At 34.0% G+C, this 14,285-nt stretch carries 16 protein-coding genes and 1 other annotated feature; of the genes, 1 reads left to right on the top strand and 15 read right to left on the bottom strand.

Annotated elements, in window-relative coordinates; genetic code table 11:
* Window positions 1-97: 97 nt before the first annotated feature.
* The 7 genes from AC1EJ5_RS09570 to AC1EJ5_RS09540 all read right to left on the bottom strand — a co-directional run bounded on the left by AC1EJ5_RS09570 (window position 98) and on the right by AC1EJ5_RS09540 (window position 7,386).
* The gene (locus tag AC1EJ5_RS09570) at window positions 98-811 is read right to left on the bottom strand and encodes an ABC transporter ATP-binding protein (RefSeq protein ID WP_223420468.1); all 714 of its coding nucleotides are present in this window, start codon (window positions 809-811) and stop codon (window positions 98-100) included.
* Between the two features lie 8 nt (window positions 812-819).
* Window positions 820-1,611 (bottom strand): ABC transporter ATP-binding protein, encoded by a 792-nt coding sequence (locus AC1EJ5_RS09565; RefSeq protein ID WP_308749427.1) that lies wholly within the window; start codon window positions 1,609-1,611, stop codon window positions 820-822.
* Window positions 1,592-2,569 (bottom strand): branched-chain amino acid ABC transporter permease, encoded by a 978-nt coding sequence (locus tag AC1EJ5_RS09560; protein ID WP_479815940.1) that lies wholly within the window; start codon window positions 2,567-2,569, stop codon window positions 1,592-1,594. The genes AC1EJ5_RS09565 and AC1EJ5_RS09560 overlap by 20 nt, the downstream gene beginning before the upstream one ends.
* A gap of 1 nt (window position 2,570) precedes the next feature.
* Window positions 2,571-3,458 carry a branched-chain amino acid ABC transporter permease gene (locus AC1EJ5_RS09555; RefSeq protein WP_479815938.1) on the bottom strand — a complete coding sequence of 296 codons (888 nt, stop codon included), beginning with the start codon at window positions 3,456-3,458 and terminating at the stop codon, window positions 2,571-2,573.
* 19 nt (window positions 3,459-3,477) lie between these two features.
* Entirely contained in the window at window positions 3,478-4,668 is a 1,191-nt protein-coding gene (locus tag AC1EJ5_RS09550; RefSeq protein WP_479815936.1) for an ABC transporter substrate-binding protein, read from the bottom strand.
* 57 nt (window positions 4,669-4,725) lie between these two features.
* Window positions 4,726-4,960: a binding site (T-box leader), on the bottom strand.
* Window positions 4,961-5,138: 178 nt separating this feature from the next.
* The gene (mgtE, locus tag AC1EJ5_RS09545) at window positions 5,139-6,464 is read right to left on the bottom strand and encodes a magnesium transporter (protein ID WP_308749430.1); all 1,326 of its coding nucleotides are present in this window, start codon (window positions 6,462-6,464) and stop codon (window positions 5,139-5,141) included.
* Between the two features lie 226 nt (window positions 6,465-6,690).
* Entirely contained in the window at window positions 6,691-7,386 is a 696-nt protein-coding gene (locus AC1EJ5_RS09540; protein WP_308749431.1) for a YjjG family noncanonical pyrimidine nucleotidase, read from the bottom strand.
* A 105-nt stretch (window positions 7,387-7,491) separates the two neighbouring features.
* Here AC1EJ5_RS09540 and AC1EJ5_RS09535 point away from each other — a divergent pair, with 105 nt between their 5' ends.
* Window positions 7,492-8,553 carry an endonuclease/exonuclease/phosphatase family protein gene (locus AC1EJ5_RS09535; RefSeq protein WP_479815934.1) on the top strand — a complete coding sequence of 354 codons (1,062 nt, stop codon included), beginning with the start codon at window positions 7,492-7,494 and terminating at the stop codon, window positions 8,551-8,553.
* Between the two features lie 70 nt (window positions 8,554-8,623).
* Here the strand turns inward: AC1EJ5_RS09535 and AC1EJ5_RS09530 are convergent, their stop codons facing one another.
* The 8 genes from AC1EJ5_RS09530 to AC1EJ5_RS09495 form a co-directional block, all read right to left on the bottom strand.
* Window positions 8,624-9,091: a GNAT family N-acetyltransferase gene (locus tag AC1EJ5_RS09530; protein ID WP_308749433.1), complete on the bottom strand. Its 468-nt coding sequence runs from the start codon at window positions 9,089-9,091 to the stop codon at window positions 8,624-8,626.
* 17 nt (window positions 9,092-9,108) lie between these two features.
* Window positions 9,109-9,528, bottom strand: coding sequence for a histidine kinase (locus AC1EJ5_RS09525; RefSeq protein WP_308749434.1), 420 nt, complete (start codon window positions 9,526-9,528; stop codon window positions 9,109-9,111).
* 8 nt (window positions 9,529-9,536) lie between these two features.
* Window positions 9,537-9,740, bottom strand: a complete 204-nt coding sequence (locus tag AC1EJ5_RS09520) for a helix-turn-helix transcriptional regulator (protein WP_308749435.1) — start codon at window positions 9,738-9,740, stop codon at window positions 9,537-9,539.
* Window positions 9,741-9,763: 23 nt separating this feature from the next.
* Complete coding sequence (locus tag AC1EJ5_RS09515) at window positions 9,764-10,117, bottom strand: hypothetical protein (protein WP_308749436.1); 354 nt, start codon at window positions 10,115-10,117, stop codon at window positions 9,764-9,766.
* Window positions 10,118-10,254: 137 nt separating this feature from the next.
* Window positions 10,255-11,163 (bottom strand): hypothetical protein, encoded by a 909-nt coding sequence (locus AC1EJ5_RS09510; RefSeq protein ID WP_479815929.1) that lies wholly within the window; start codon window positions 11,161-11,163, stop codon window positions 10,255-10,257.
* A gap of 6 nt (window positions 11,164-11,169) precedes the next feature.
* A complete protein-coding gene (locus AC1EJ5_RS09505; RefSeq protein ID WP_479815927.1) occupies window positions 11,170-11,646 on the bottom strand; it encodes a PaaI family thioesterase in 477 nt (158 codons plus the stop codon).
* 58 nt (window positions 11,647-11,704) lie between these two features.
* Entirely contained in the window at window positions 11,705-12,817 is a 1,113-nt protein-coding gene (locus AC1EJ5_RS09500) for a hypothetical protein (RefSeq protein WP_479815925.1), read from the bottom strand.
* 167 nt (window positions 12,818-12,984) lie between these two features.
* Window positions 12,985-14,169, bottom strand: a complete 1,185-nt coding sequence (locus AC1EJ5_RS09495) for a YcjF family protein (RefSeq protein ID WP_479815923.1) — start codon at window positions 14,167-14,169, stop codon at window positions 12,985-12,987.
* Window positions 14,170-14,285 lie beyond the last annotated feature (116 nt).

Genomic DNA, 14,285 nt, shown 5'->3' with positions numbered 1-14,285 from the left:
TCTGTGCTATATTTTGCCATTAAAAAACTGACCTCCTTTAGTTAGTTTTTAGGTCTAACTTTTGGGGGTCAGTTCATTAGTAAAGAGAGGCTTATTTTTATATTCCAAGATAAGCTGCTTTGACATCTGGATCTGTCTTAAGGTCGCTTGCTCTTCCTTCTTTTACAATTTTTCCTGTTTCTAGAACATAGGCCCTATCGGCTATATCTAAGGCTAGGTTAGCATTTTGCTCAACTAGCAAAATTGTCCTACCTTCTTCTTTCAAAATCCTTATTGTATCAAAAATTTTATCTACAAACAAAGGTGATAGTCCCATAGAAGGTTCATCTAAGAGAAGGACCTTTGGATTTGTTAAAAGTGCCCTTCCCATGGCAAGCATTTGCTGTTCACCACCCGATAGAGTACCAGCCTTTTGCTTTTTTCTTTCTTTTAAAACTGGGAAAAGTTGATAAATTTTATCAAGTTGGGCTTCTAATTCCTCTGGGCTCCAGCCAACAGAAATCGAGCCTAATCTTAGGTTATCTTCTACAGACAGGTCCTTAAAAACCCTCCTGCCTTCTGGAACTTGAGCAAGACCTGCCCTCGTAATTTTATATGACTTTTCTTTTTTGATTGACTTATCATTAAAGAAAATATCCCCTTCTTTTATAGGAAGTAGGCCGGAAATTGTTTGAAGAGTGGTTGTCTTACCTGCTCCATTAGCTCCAATTAAGGAGACTACTTCACCTTCTTCTACTCTTAAGCTAATTCCTTTTAAGGCCTTGATATTACCGTAGGATACAACTAAATTTTCTATTCTTAAAATACTCATTTTTTCTCCTAACTACCCAAATAGGCCTTAACTACTTCTTTATTAGAAATTACATCATGTGGATCACCCTCAGCGAGAATTTCTCCATAATTTAAAACTATAAGTCTTTCTGTAATTCCTAAAACAAGGTTCATATCGTGTTCGATTAGAAGGATTGAAACCCCTGTTTTTTCCCTAATTAACCTTATTGAATCCATTAGGTCTTGAGTCTCAGATTCATTCATGCCTGCGGCTGGCTCATCTAAAAGCAAAACTTTTGGTCGAGTCGCCATAGCTCTTGCAATTTCCAATTTTCTTTGTGCTCCATATGGCAAAGATCCTGCAAAGGTCCTAAAATATTTTTCTAAATCAAATAATTCTAGAATTTCCTTCGCTTTTTCTGTTGCTTCATTTTCTTCCTTCCAATAATTTGGAAGTCTGAACATCCCAGTTAGCATGCCATAATTCATATACTGGTTCATGGCAAGTTTTACATTGTCAAGGACTGTTAGGTTATCAAAAAGTCTTATATTTTGAAAAGTCCTCGCAACACCTAGTTTTGATAGCTTGTCTGGTCGTGTCCCATTAACCTTTTGTCCATCAAGAATTATCTCACCACTTGTTGGTGTATATACTCCTGAAAGCATATTAAATAAGGTGGTTTTTCCAGCCCCATTTGGTCCTATAAGTCCAAGAAGTTCTCCATTTTTAAGTTTAAAAGATACATCTTGTACAGCTTTAAGTCCCCCAAAAGAGATGCTTAAATTATTTATTTCAAGAACATTTTCACTTATTACTTCTTTACTGTTCACCTTCCACATCTCCTTTCTTGTACTTATCTAGCTTCAAAAACCTTCTAATAGAAAATTCCTTCCTACCAAGCAAACCTTGAGGTCTGAAAATCATTACAACAACAAGAATAATAGCATAAATTACCATTCTCCATTCAGCTAGTGGTTTTAAAAGCTCAGGTATAATTGTAAGTCCAATTGATGAGAAAATCGCACCTGTAATTGAACCCATACCACCAAGCACAACCATTACTAAATAGTCAAAAGACTTGTTGTAGTTAAAAATATTTGCAGCGAGAACTCCGATATTTTGAGCGTAAAGCGCACCAGCTATACCTGCGAAGATTGCAGATAAGGTAAAGGCCTGGGTTTTATATTTTGTAATATTTATACCACAAGCTTCTGCTGCAAGTTCATTATCTCTTATAGATAAAACTGTCCTTCCGTGACGACTTTCAGCCCAGGTAAAAATCATTGTTATAACAAAAACTGCCATTATGAAAAATTTCCAAAAATCATTTGTTGTTGGGATTCCCGCAAGTCCTTGGGCTCCACCAGTAAAATCTAAGTTTTCTATTAAAACCCTAATAATTTCGCCAAAGGCAAGTGTAACTATTGCAAGGTAATCTCCAGTTAGCCTTAAAACTGGTAAACCGATGAGAATACCAAATATAGCTGCAACAAAGCCACCTACTATCAAACTAAGAATAAAGGCTGGAAAACCTGTTACAATCCCAGTTTTTAGAAAAAGACCTGCTGAATAAGCTCCAATTGCCATAAAGCCAGCATGTCCTAGGTTGATTTGACCAAGAACACCAACAGTTAGGTTAAGGCTTACAGCCATTATCATATTTATACAAATTAAATTTAAAATTCCTTGCCAGTACCTATTTAAGATATTTGCTGAAATAAGGGCTTGGACAATAACATAAAATAATATAACTAACCCGGTTGTGATAAGATAAGATTTCTTTTTGTTTTTTGACATATCACACCTTTTCTTTCTCTAATTTTCCAAACAAACCATTTGGTTGGACAAGTAAAACAACTATTAAAACTACAAATACTATGGCATCTGCATAGGCACTTGATAAATAGGCCCTGGTTAAAACTTCGATTATTCCAAGGATTAATCCACCAACTACAGCGCCTGGAATTGATCCAATTCCGCCCAAAACTGCCGCAGTGAAGGCCTTGATACCTAACATTGACCCCATAAATGGTTGGATTTGTGGATAGCTTGCAACATATAAAACTGATGCCACTCCTGCCAAAGCAGATCCTATGGCAAAAGTCAAAGTCATTACTTGATTTACATTTACACCAACTAGTTCAGCTGCCCCGTAATCTTCACTAACAGCAAGCATGGCCTTGCCCTGCTTGGTTTTATTTACAAATAAGCTAAGTATATAAGTCAAAACAATTGTTGTAAATATAGTGATGATTGTAGCAAATGAAAGGTGAACTCCCCCAAAATTTATAGAAATTTGTGGGAATATTGCTGGTATAGGTTTAGCGCTTGAAGTGAATATTTTTACAAAAAAGTTCTGTAAAAATAAGGATACGCCTATTGTTGTGATAAGTAAGGAAATTCTTGAAGAATTTCTTAGCGGTTTATAGGCCACTCTTTCGATTACAACTCCTAAAATTGTACAAACTAAAATTGCAGGAATAATGGCCAACCATAATGGAAGACCAGCCTTAAATAAAGGTAGTTGGATTGCTAAAAAAACAGTATATCCGCCCACCATGATAATATCACCGTGGGCAAAATTTATTAATTTTGCAATTCCATAAACCATTGTATATCCAAGGGCTACAAGGGCATAAATACTGCCCAGCTGAAGCCCATTAAACAATTGGGTTACAAAATCCATTTTAATCTCCTTTTATAAATTACTTGTTGGATTCAACCCCAGCATCGCTGTCAAACTTATATTCTCCATTTACTATCTTTATCATTTTTGCTGTTTTTATAGGGTTGTGATTTTCATCGTATGTGAATGATCCAGTTATACCTTCAAATTTTATATTCTTTAGGGCTTCGATTACCTTATCCCATTCTGTTGTACCAGCTTCTTCTGCTGCTTGTTTATATAGATAAACTGTATCGTAACCTTCTGCTGCAAATGTAGATGGTTTTTCACCATATTTTTCTTCATAAGCTTTTATAAAGTTTTGAACTTTTTCACTTGGATCTTCTAGGGTAAATTGATTTGCAAAGTATGAACCTTCTATTGCTTTATAGTTTGATTGATCCATTACAGATAAAACTGTATCCCAACCGTCAGCACCAACTAAGGTTGCCTCTATTCCAGCTTCCCTTACTTGTGGGACTATTAGAGCTACTTTTTCATAATAATCTGGAATGAATAATACATCTGGTTCTTCTTTTCTAACCTTTGTAAGCTGAGCTTTAAAGTCTGTATCACTATCTCCATATGATTCATCAGCAACAACTTCCATACCTAATTCTTGGGCTTTTTTGCTAAATACATCCGCAACACCCATAGAAAAGTCTGAAGATTGGTTTCTTAGGATTGCTACTTTTTTAGCCTTAATGTTATTTTTAGAAAAGTTTGCAAGAACTTCACCTTGGAAAGGATCTGTAAAGCAAGTTCTAAAGGCGTTTTTCTTACCTTCTGTGATGTTTGCTTGAGTTCCTGTTGGTGTGATGAATACGACTTCATCATTTGCTGCTGATTCTGCTATAGCAAGTGATGGTTTTGATGGTACACCGCCAAATATTGCTTCTACTTCATCTTGCATAAGGTTGTTATAGTTTGTAACAGCATCGGTTATTTCACCCTTGTCATCATATTCAGACCATTCAATTTGTCTACCTAGGACCCCGCCATTAGCATTTACTTCTTCGATTGCAAGTTTGATTCCATTATTGGTTGTTGTACCATAGATTGACAAAGGACCAGTAAGAGGTGCTGAGTTTCCTAATTTAAGAACCTCACTCGCTTCTTTCTTTGAACCTTCATCTGCTTTTTTGCCTTCATTTCCGCCATTATTTGAGCAAGCTGTTAAAAACATACCTGCTAGTAACATTCCAACTGCAAATTTTTTCTTTAATTTCATAATTTCCTCCTTAATTTTTGGGAATAAAAAAACCTCCGTCTCCTTACTCCACTTGGGTAAAGAGACGAAGGGTAATTACATAATTTTTACCTTCCGCGGTACCACTCTTCTTCATCTAATGATGCACTTAATTCATTTAATGAATAGCTCTGTAACGGGAGCTCCCGTCAACCACTTACATTTCAGTGGGAAGCTTAATGGTGATTTTCGTTAAAATATCTCAGTATCTTCCACCAGCCGATACCTCTCTAAAAAGATTCTCTTAACTACTCTTCCATGTCATAGCTTTTATTTATCGTTAGGAAGAATATACACCAGCTAATTTATCTTGTCAAATATTATTTTGATAATTATTAATAAAACTTGATTATTATAAATAATTTCCTTTAAAATAGCTACTTTGCTTAATTAATAAAAATAAAAAACCACACACTTATGTAGGCATGCGGTTAAAATTTGTATTTTAATTTTTATAATCCTAATAATAATGATGCTACTTCAAAATAAATTAAAAGTACACCAGTATCTACAATTGTAGTTATAAGTGGACCTGCCATTACAGTTGGATCTATGTTTAGTTTATCAGCTAAAAGTGGTAATAGACCACCTATGATATTTGATATAACTATAGTTAAAAATAAGGTCAATGATACTGTGAGATTTACAGCAAGACTCACATTGTCCACAACAAGAATCCTCAAAAAGTTGATTGCAACAAGGACTAAGGATACAAGTGTACCTACTCTAATTTCTTTAAAAATAACTTTTAGAAAGTCTTTAGCTGAGAGGTTGCCTGAGAATAATTGAGTCATAATTGTTGTTGATGACTGACTTCCTGCATTACCACCAGAGTCCATTAGCATAGGTATATAAGCTGTAAGGGCAACTGCTTGTGCAAGTAGACTTTCATACCTTTGAATAATAAAACCTGTCATTGTAGCAGTTATAAGACAAATTACTAGCCAGGTTGTCCTGTTTTTCGCAATAGTAAATGATGATTCATCGATGTATGACTCGCCCTGATCAGAAATACCTGTGATATTTGCAAAGTCTTCTTGTAACTCTTCATGAACTACGTCGATTACGTCTTCTGCTGGTACGATACCGATAAGCCTGCCTTCTGAATCAATAACTGGTACCTCTCCTAGGTCATATTTGATAGATAGCTTTGCTACTACCTCTTGGTCGTCAGTTGGACCTACAACTGCTGTAATTTGTTGGGTAATTGATTCTATGGTTGCTTTTTTGTTTCTGATTAAGTCTGCTATAAATACAAAACCAGTAAGAACTAAAGACTCATCAGTAACCCAGATTTGTTCAAGTTTTTCCGCATCCAAATCAGATTCCATAACTTTTTTCATAGCCTCTGCAGGAGTTTCTGTTGACTTCACTGATAGGAAGTTTACTGTCATGATAGAACCAACAGATTCTTCTGGATAGCCTAAAAGTTCGTTGATTATTTCCCTTCTATCGCTATCAATATGGCTTGTCATTAACTTCTTAACCATATTTGCAGGAAGTTCTTGCAAGGTATCTACAAGTTCGTCTTCGTCTAGTTCCTTGACAAGGTCTTTGATATTTTCTTCTGATAGGATTTTCAAAACCCTATCCTTATTTTCTGGTTTTAGCTCTGTAAAGGTATCAGCAAGTAAATCCTTGTTTAATAGCTTAATCCAAATAGCTACAGATTTTTCTGGCAATACCTCAAGTCTATCGGCTATGTCAACCGGGTTCATCTTGTTAATCTCTAATTGGAGTTGTTTTAAATTATCAACGTTATAATTTCTTTCTGCCATTTATTTCTCCTATTTAGTTAAAATATTCCTTAGAATATTTTTTGTATAATGGCAAATAGAAATCCGCCACTATACTAGTTTCTTATTTTCTTACGCCTTCGATAGGGCGACGCCTTATCCATTTCTCCTCCTTAAATTTAAAAGTTTTTATAAATAAAAATATTTTTATGTAGGATTTACATAAAACTTCCTTCAACATTATACATTTTTTGCAAGTTTTCTGCAATCATCCAAAGATTTTTGCTAGACAATCCTCAACTTGATTTAATGAACTTATTTCTAAATCAATTGGCAAATTCAAGTGGTTCTTCTTGCTATGTGGGTTAAACCAAATTGTTTTTATTTTTGCATTAACCCCTCCTAGCATGTCTGATGTCAAAGAATCACCTATTATTACATAATCATCAAGGCTCCTTGATCCAATTTTTTCAAATATATATTCAAAAAATCTCTCGTCTGGTTTTTCAAAACCAATGAGTTCCGAAATAAATGACTCCTTAAGTATTTTGTTCAAATCAGATCCCTCAAGCTTTCCCCTTTGGGCAGTTAGGGACCCATTAGTGACTGCATATTGGTCATATTTACTTGCTAATTTTTTTACAACATCCTTGCCGTAGGGATTAAAAACATAGGTCTTTCCAAGTTCAATTTGATAATTGTGGTTGAAGTCTTCAACTATATCGGTTTGTATCCCATATTTTTCAAAAAAATCCCTAAACCTACCCAGGAGAACCTCATCCCTAGTAACCTCATTTCGCTCAAGCCTTTCCCAATAAATATTGTTTATATTTTTGTAGGTCTTAAGCATATCTTCGGTCGGCTTATCTAAGTTAAATATTTCAAAACACTTATATATAGCTGCTGTTTCAGCCAAATCAAAATTTAAAAGTGTCCCATCTATATCCCATAAAATTTTCTTCATATCATCTCCCCTTTATATAAATATTTTACTACTCTAAAAATATTATAAAACTATTTACTTTAATCCCTATTAATGTTATCCTTAACATAAGAATGTGAGGTATTTATGAAAAAAGTTATGAAAATTTTAGGTTATTTAATACTCTTATTGATAATTGCCTTTTTATGCCTTTTAGCCTATTTAATGGCAACTGAATATAAGCCAAAAGACATAGAAGAAGTAGCTATAGCCGGCTCATCACAGGATAAAATCAAAATGAACGAGACCTATAAGGCCCTTAGCTGGAATATTGGCTACGGCGGACTAGATAAGGATACAGATTTCTTTATGGATGGCGGCAAGATGGTAAATCCTATATCAAAAGACCACGTCGAAAATGCCCTAGCAGGTATTGCAAAAGAAGTAAAAAATATTAACCCTGATCTATTATTATTACAAGAAGTAGATTCTGATTCGCAGAGGACCTATCATATAAATGAAGTTGGATATTTTGACAAAGAATTTTACGGAGCATCAACCTTCGCCTATAATTACAAAGTGAACTTCGTACCATTTCCTATTCCACCAATGGGTAAGGTAAATTCTGGAATCTACACCAATTCTAAATTTGCCATAGAATCATCTTACAGGTACCAACAACCAATCCCACACAAGTGGCCAGTAAGGCTAGCCAACCTCAAAAGAGGCTTCAACGCCTCCTACCTACCTATAGAAGGATCTGATAAGTACCTAATATTGGTAAATGTCCACCTTGATGCCTATGAATCTGGCTCAAGCGGCAGACTTGCCCAAACAAAACAAATAATCGCCTTTATGACAGAAGAATACAACAAGGGAAATTATTTAATAGTCAGTGGTGACTTTAACCAAGAATTAAGAAAAGATTATGTAGCAAATGTACCAGAAGGTATTTGGAATCCATCACCATTTCCATACGATTACCTAACAGACAAAATCAAACCAGTTTTTGATGAATCTACCCACTCATCAAGACTAAATCACAAGCCATATGACCCAAATGACTCTTATGAGTGTATCATAGACGGATTTTTAGTAACAGATAATGTAGAAATAAAATCCGTTAAAGGACAAGCATTGGGCTTCGTAAACAGCGACCACAACCCAGTTTTATTGGAATTTAGTCTAAAAGAAAGTAAAGATAGATAAATAAAAATCGTCCAGGATATTTAACTCAAGATTTGAGTCAAAGTCTGCGACGATTTTTTATTTTAAGATTTCATTTTAAATCTAATTTATACATTTCTTTGCCAATTTTTTCAAAACCATGACTTTTAAATAAGTTTTGTGAAACTTGGTTAAAGTCATAGATTTCTGCCTTTAGGTATGCCATGTCTTTTTCCTTAGCCAAGGTTATCAATCTATCTAAAACTTTTCTTCCTATATGCCTTCCCCTATATTCTTTTGAAACTACAATAGCTACCATATTATCATCAAAAATCGCACAGTCTCCTATTAGTTTATTTTTGTAGGCAATGTAAAATAGATCACCATTATTATTCAGATAATTATACATTGTTTTTAGCTGGTCTAGGCCATAAGGGGTGTTGGCGTTATCTACCATTTTTACAGTTTCCACATCTTCATACCAAGGAAGGGTTAGTTTATAACTGGGAAAGTATTTTACTAGACATAGACCGTCAACAAAGTATTTTTTATTGTATTTGTTTGCCTCTATTATTTTCATATATTATCCAGACTATATTAATCAATCCTATTCCAATTATTTTCCATAAGCTCAGTTAGGTTTTTATAATTATTTTTAAATAACCTACCATTGAGCTCTACTTCGTATTGGTAGAGTTTGCCTAGGTGGTTGATTTTAAGTATTTTTTTATTTCCCTCTACCAGTTCAAAATCTTCTATCTCGTTCCACGCCATAAAGAGAAAATCTTTTTTATCTGAGTTTGAAATCTCTGATTCATAAACTCCTTTTGGATCAAAATACAAAATGAAAGTTCTTGATGAATCCATTGTATAGTAAAGGCCGCCGATTAAAAACCATTTGCTAATATCCTTAGCAGGGCTATTGTGCTTAAAAACTATTAAGTATGACCTATCATCTCCAAATTTTTCCCTTACTTTTTTGTCCATATCATCGCTGGTGTTAAATAATAATCCCATAATATCTCCTATTTAAATATAAATACTTCCTTAATATCCTTATCAAAAACTTTACAAATCTTATAGGCTGTCTCTAGGGTTGGACTTATGGTGTTACTTTCATATGCCATAATTGACCTACGTTTAAGTCCCACCATTTTTGCCAAGGCATTTTGGGAAAGTCCCATTTCCTTCCTAAATTCTCTAATCTTATTTTCTATTACTACATCCAAACAAAAACCACTCCTTTTTTCACTTACAAATCTTTAACATATTTTATCCTTGCAATTAAGGTATAAATTACAAAAATACACAAAGTTACATAGAGCTTGAATACCTTAATATCCAATACTTCAGTTGGATCATAGCCAAGAGTTTTAGATTGGATAGCTCCCAATACTAAAATAATTATTATTGATACTAAAGAACTTAATAAAAATGTCTTCAAAGTGTAATATTTTTGTACTTTCCCTCCTTCATTTTTAAAATAATAAAACGAAATATAGAAAAATACTCCCAAGCCTATAATTATCAGCAAATAATTTGGAACTTCTACAAAAAACATTGTAACTAACAAAATAAAATAAGAGACTATCGCAAAACCTATCATAAATTCCTCCTTAAATTTTGTTACATTTATAGTACTATTTATGTTACATTTATAGTACCACAGATACAAAAAATTGGCAAGATTTTTTCAAAAAAAAAAGCCTTTAAACAAATCAATGTTTAAAGACTATTTTCTTATCATATAAAAATATCCATAACTGTATCTGGCATATCTATAAGTCTATTTAGGTCAAGAACTATCAAGTCATCATATTTTTCAGCTATTTGCCAACAATCCTTGGTTAATCTTGCTTCATCTATTACCAGCACCAACTTTGTGTTTCTATCGTCTAGGGCCTTCCTATATTTTTCTATACTTGCTAAGATTCTCTGAAATTCACTTACGCTTAAATAAGTCTTATAGCTAATATCCTTAATCTCGACTATATATTTTAGCCCATTTTTTTCTGCCAATATATCCAAATAATAGATTCTCTTAGTTTCCTTATCGACAATTTTAGGCTCAACCAGGGTTTTAAAACCATTTTTCCTAAGATTGGCATCTATTAATTTTGCTTTGTTATATTCACTTTGAATTGAAATGTTGCTTAAAGCACGTATTAAGTTTTTTGGTCTTATCTTAATTATGGCCTTTTTTTCACCCTTGTGTTCGTTAAAACCGACAAACATATCGCCAACCACAGTGAAATCTCCGTGGGCAACTGCATTTCTAATACACCTTAATAAATCTTCGGTCTTTGTCTTATTTTTTTGCCTAACTATAATTATCTTTTGACAAGAAGTGCAGACTTCTCCCTTATAATAATCCCGATATTCATCAAAAATTTCTCCACCAGGCCTAATGAATAAAACATCTTTATAGCTCATTCCAAGGCAATCTAGTACATAATCAAAGGTCAAATTTTCGAAGGCCTTGCTCCTAATAAGATCATCGTTAAAGGACTGGACAGAATCGATATTTGGTATATACCACAGAAGCATTTGAATGGCATCCATCACATCCTTATCCCAATCTTTTGGCCTTGGCATATGGTAGATCTGATATTTTTTCGTATTTCTATCTGGGCAACATTTCTCAAACTTCATAATAACCTACATATTATCCTTCACTGCTACAGCCACCATTTTGGCTTTGGCTCTGACTTCTCCCTTGCAAGTTAGAACCATATTTACAACAGCCTTTCTCTCCCCTAATTCTTCTAGACTTGCTACAACTTCTACTTCCTCATCCATTGGAGTAGGCTTTTTGAAATCCACTTCAAGGTGGGCTGTGATAAATCTTTCGATAATAGTATCTTCAGAAAGGTCAAGTCCCTTGGCTTGGTGTTTGAAAAATGCAGCACTTGCTGTGCCATGGCAGTCAAAAATCATGGCTATCATTCCACCAAACAAATTATTTGGTACCCCACCTGTAAAAGCCTTTCCAGGTCTTACCCTTGTTATAACTTCTTTTCCGTCATCACTTGGGTAGGATTTTAGGTGTAAACCTTCTTCGTTTTTTGGACCACATCCCCAACAATATTGAAATCTTTGGCCATAAGTATCTTGAATAGCAATTTTTTCTCTCATTTTCTTTCCTTTCGCTATTAAATTTCAAATCAAAATTTTGATCTATTAAGTATTTTTATTAATCATCTATTTTTTTAATTACAATTTTGGTTTCTTCTAGAGGCAGTGGGAGGTCTTCATAAGAAAAATATTCTATATTTACAACCTCAGCCATTATTTCCCTGCCGTGATTTCCAACAGGTACAAGGACCCTATCTCCAACCTTAATTGTTTCGTCATCTGTCCTGTAATAATAGCTTTTACTATCTGGACCAAATTCAACCGATAAGTAGATATAATCAGACGCACTTCTAATTATTTTCCCGTAAATATTTGGGTCTAAAATATCTGGTATAGAGGAGTCCAACAGAATTTCTGTGAGATTTCCTATAAATATAGGGAAAAAATACGGTAGATTTCTCCTATCGTAGGTTCCTTCTGTTCTTATTTCTCCCTTTTTTTCATAAGAAATTAATAACTGATAAAAATTTTTATCATCTGGGTCATAAATCAATTCATCTTTGAAATCCTCAATATAATAAAAAACCTCAAAATTTTCCAAAAATCCTAAGAAATCTTTGAATTTATCAGTTAATTTATATGAATATTCCACTAGAGTCCCGTCTTGAAGACCTCTTTTAATATTAATAGAATCCTTATCTAGTTCTAATTCTTCCCTAATCCCCTTGTAGGAAACTTCTTCATCAGTCTCTTTATTTTCTTTTATCGTCCTTTGATAATTTAGGACAATTTTTTCTATATTATCGTAGTTTTTCTTTCCATCGAAGACAAACAAATCGTAATTCATTAAAAATTGTCTAACAAGCCTTGAGATCTCTTTATCTTCCAATAAATTAAATCTATAGGAAAGTGGATCAGCCTTATCTTTTTCATAAAATTCTAGGATAAAATGTGGTCCCTCTAAACTTAGAGAAAGGTCGATATTTTTCCTAAAATAATCGTTGATTATACTTATAATATTGCTTGTCCTGTATGAATCAATCTTGTATTCGTATTCATCTTTCAAAATAAATTCTAAATTTCTGTAATCATAGGAGAATGACTTTAAGTATACATTTCCATCTATGTCAACATTTAAGACCTGCTTATCTTCTGTATCATGATTATTTTCTAAGTCCGATCCTCTTATATCAGTTTTTATTATCATTTTATCGAATATATTATAATACAAAGCCTGCTCCTTTTAAGTTTTTATACCCAATAAAACTGAGTTAATAACTATTATAAGAAAGAAAAATCGCCTCAAATTTTATGGGCGATTTATATTTGTTTATATTTTTGTTGGGTTTTTAATTTTAGAAATTTCTTTCATTTATGAATTAGTTAACAAAATAAAAGCTAATCTTCTTGTTCTTTATTTTGTGACTTATCCAGGAATTTCATAAGATTTTCCCTACCATTTTTGAGATTTTCTTTAAAAATATTTGCTATGGTTTCCTTGCCCTCTTTGCTTGATAGGTCTTCAATATTCATCTCTCCCTTATAGACAAGTTCCATAAAGGCAATGTAGGCACTACCTAAAGCTGCTGTAATGACACCTGCTGTGCCCGCTGAGATTGCTCCTCCAGCAATGGATCCTGCAGCTGGAAGAAGTTTTAAAATATTTGCCACAACTGCCCTACCAAGTAAGGTTGCCCCACCAGAGCCAATTGTCGATGACAAGAGAGCTGTAATTACAGACTTGTTTACGTCAAAACCAAATATAACTGTAATTGAAGCTATCATGCCCACCTGGGTTGGAATTAAGAGTGCTGCATCTGCGAAGGGAATTGGTGCTGCCCCTTGGCCTGTAGCTGCAAGTGCTGCTGTGGCTACGACCTTAGAGGCTCGGCGCTTTTTTTCGGATAAACTCGCTATCTGCACATGTTGAAGAGTATCTAGGAGTTCCTCAGGTAGGGCTTCTCCCATTACTTCAATTAATCTTTCAAGTCCAAAAGACTTTACAATTCCAACATCTTCTATCTCAAAGTCCTTGGCAAGGACAGGGATGACTTGGATAATATCTAAATTTTCATCCAAGATCATCTGCCTCATCTGCTCAGCATTTTTCTTTGAAATTGACTGGGTCAGAACCACAATTATAGGGACCTGGGTGACCTGATTTTCCCTTGATAGTTCCCTAAGCCACTCTATTTCTTCAGGTTCAATCCTGTTTGATGCTGTATTTATGCAATACCAAATGCAATGGATGGCCTTATTTATATCCTTAGTGGCAAGTCCCTTGTTAATTGTGTCAAAAACTTCTTTTTTAACATCTTCCTGAACGTCCTTGCCCAGCTCAAAGCCCCTAGTGTCATAAATTGCAAGTGGAATATCTTTTTTAGTAATCTTTCTCATATGGTTTGTCACAGGTCTACCCATGCCTGTTTCAGCAAGTTCATCCTTAAAAACAGCATTAATTAAGGTAGATTTGCCCACACCAGTTTTACCAGCAACAATTATATTCAAAGTAGAAAGATTTTGAATTTTCTCGTTGATTGCATCAATAGTGTCTTGAGCAACCTTACCTAGGTCATTTAGCATATAAACTCCTTAGTTTTCATTTTTATAAATGAATTATAGGAATATTGTACTTTTTAGCCAATTTTTAACAATATAAGTCAAAATCAAAAATACCTGCAAAACTAAACTTCACAGGT

The organism is Anaerococcus sp. C0059F3 (assembly GCF_056590475.1).
The sequence above is the reverse complement of the archived record's forward strand: the minus strand, read 5'-3'. Positions and strand labels throughout refer to the sequence as shown.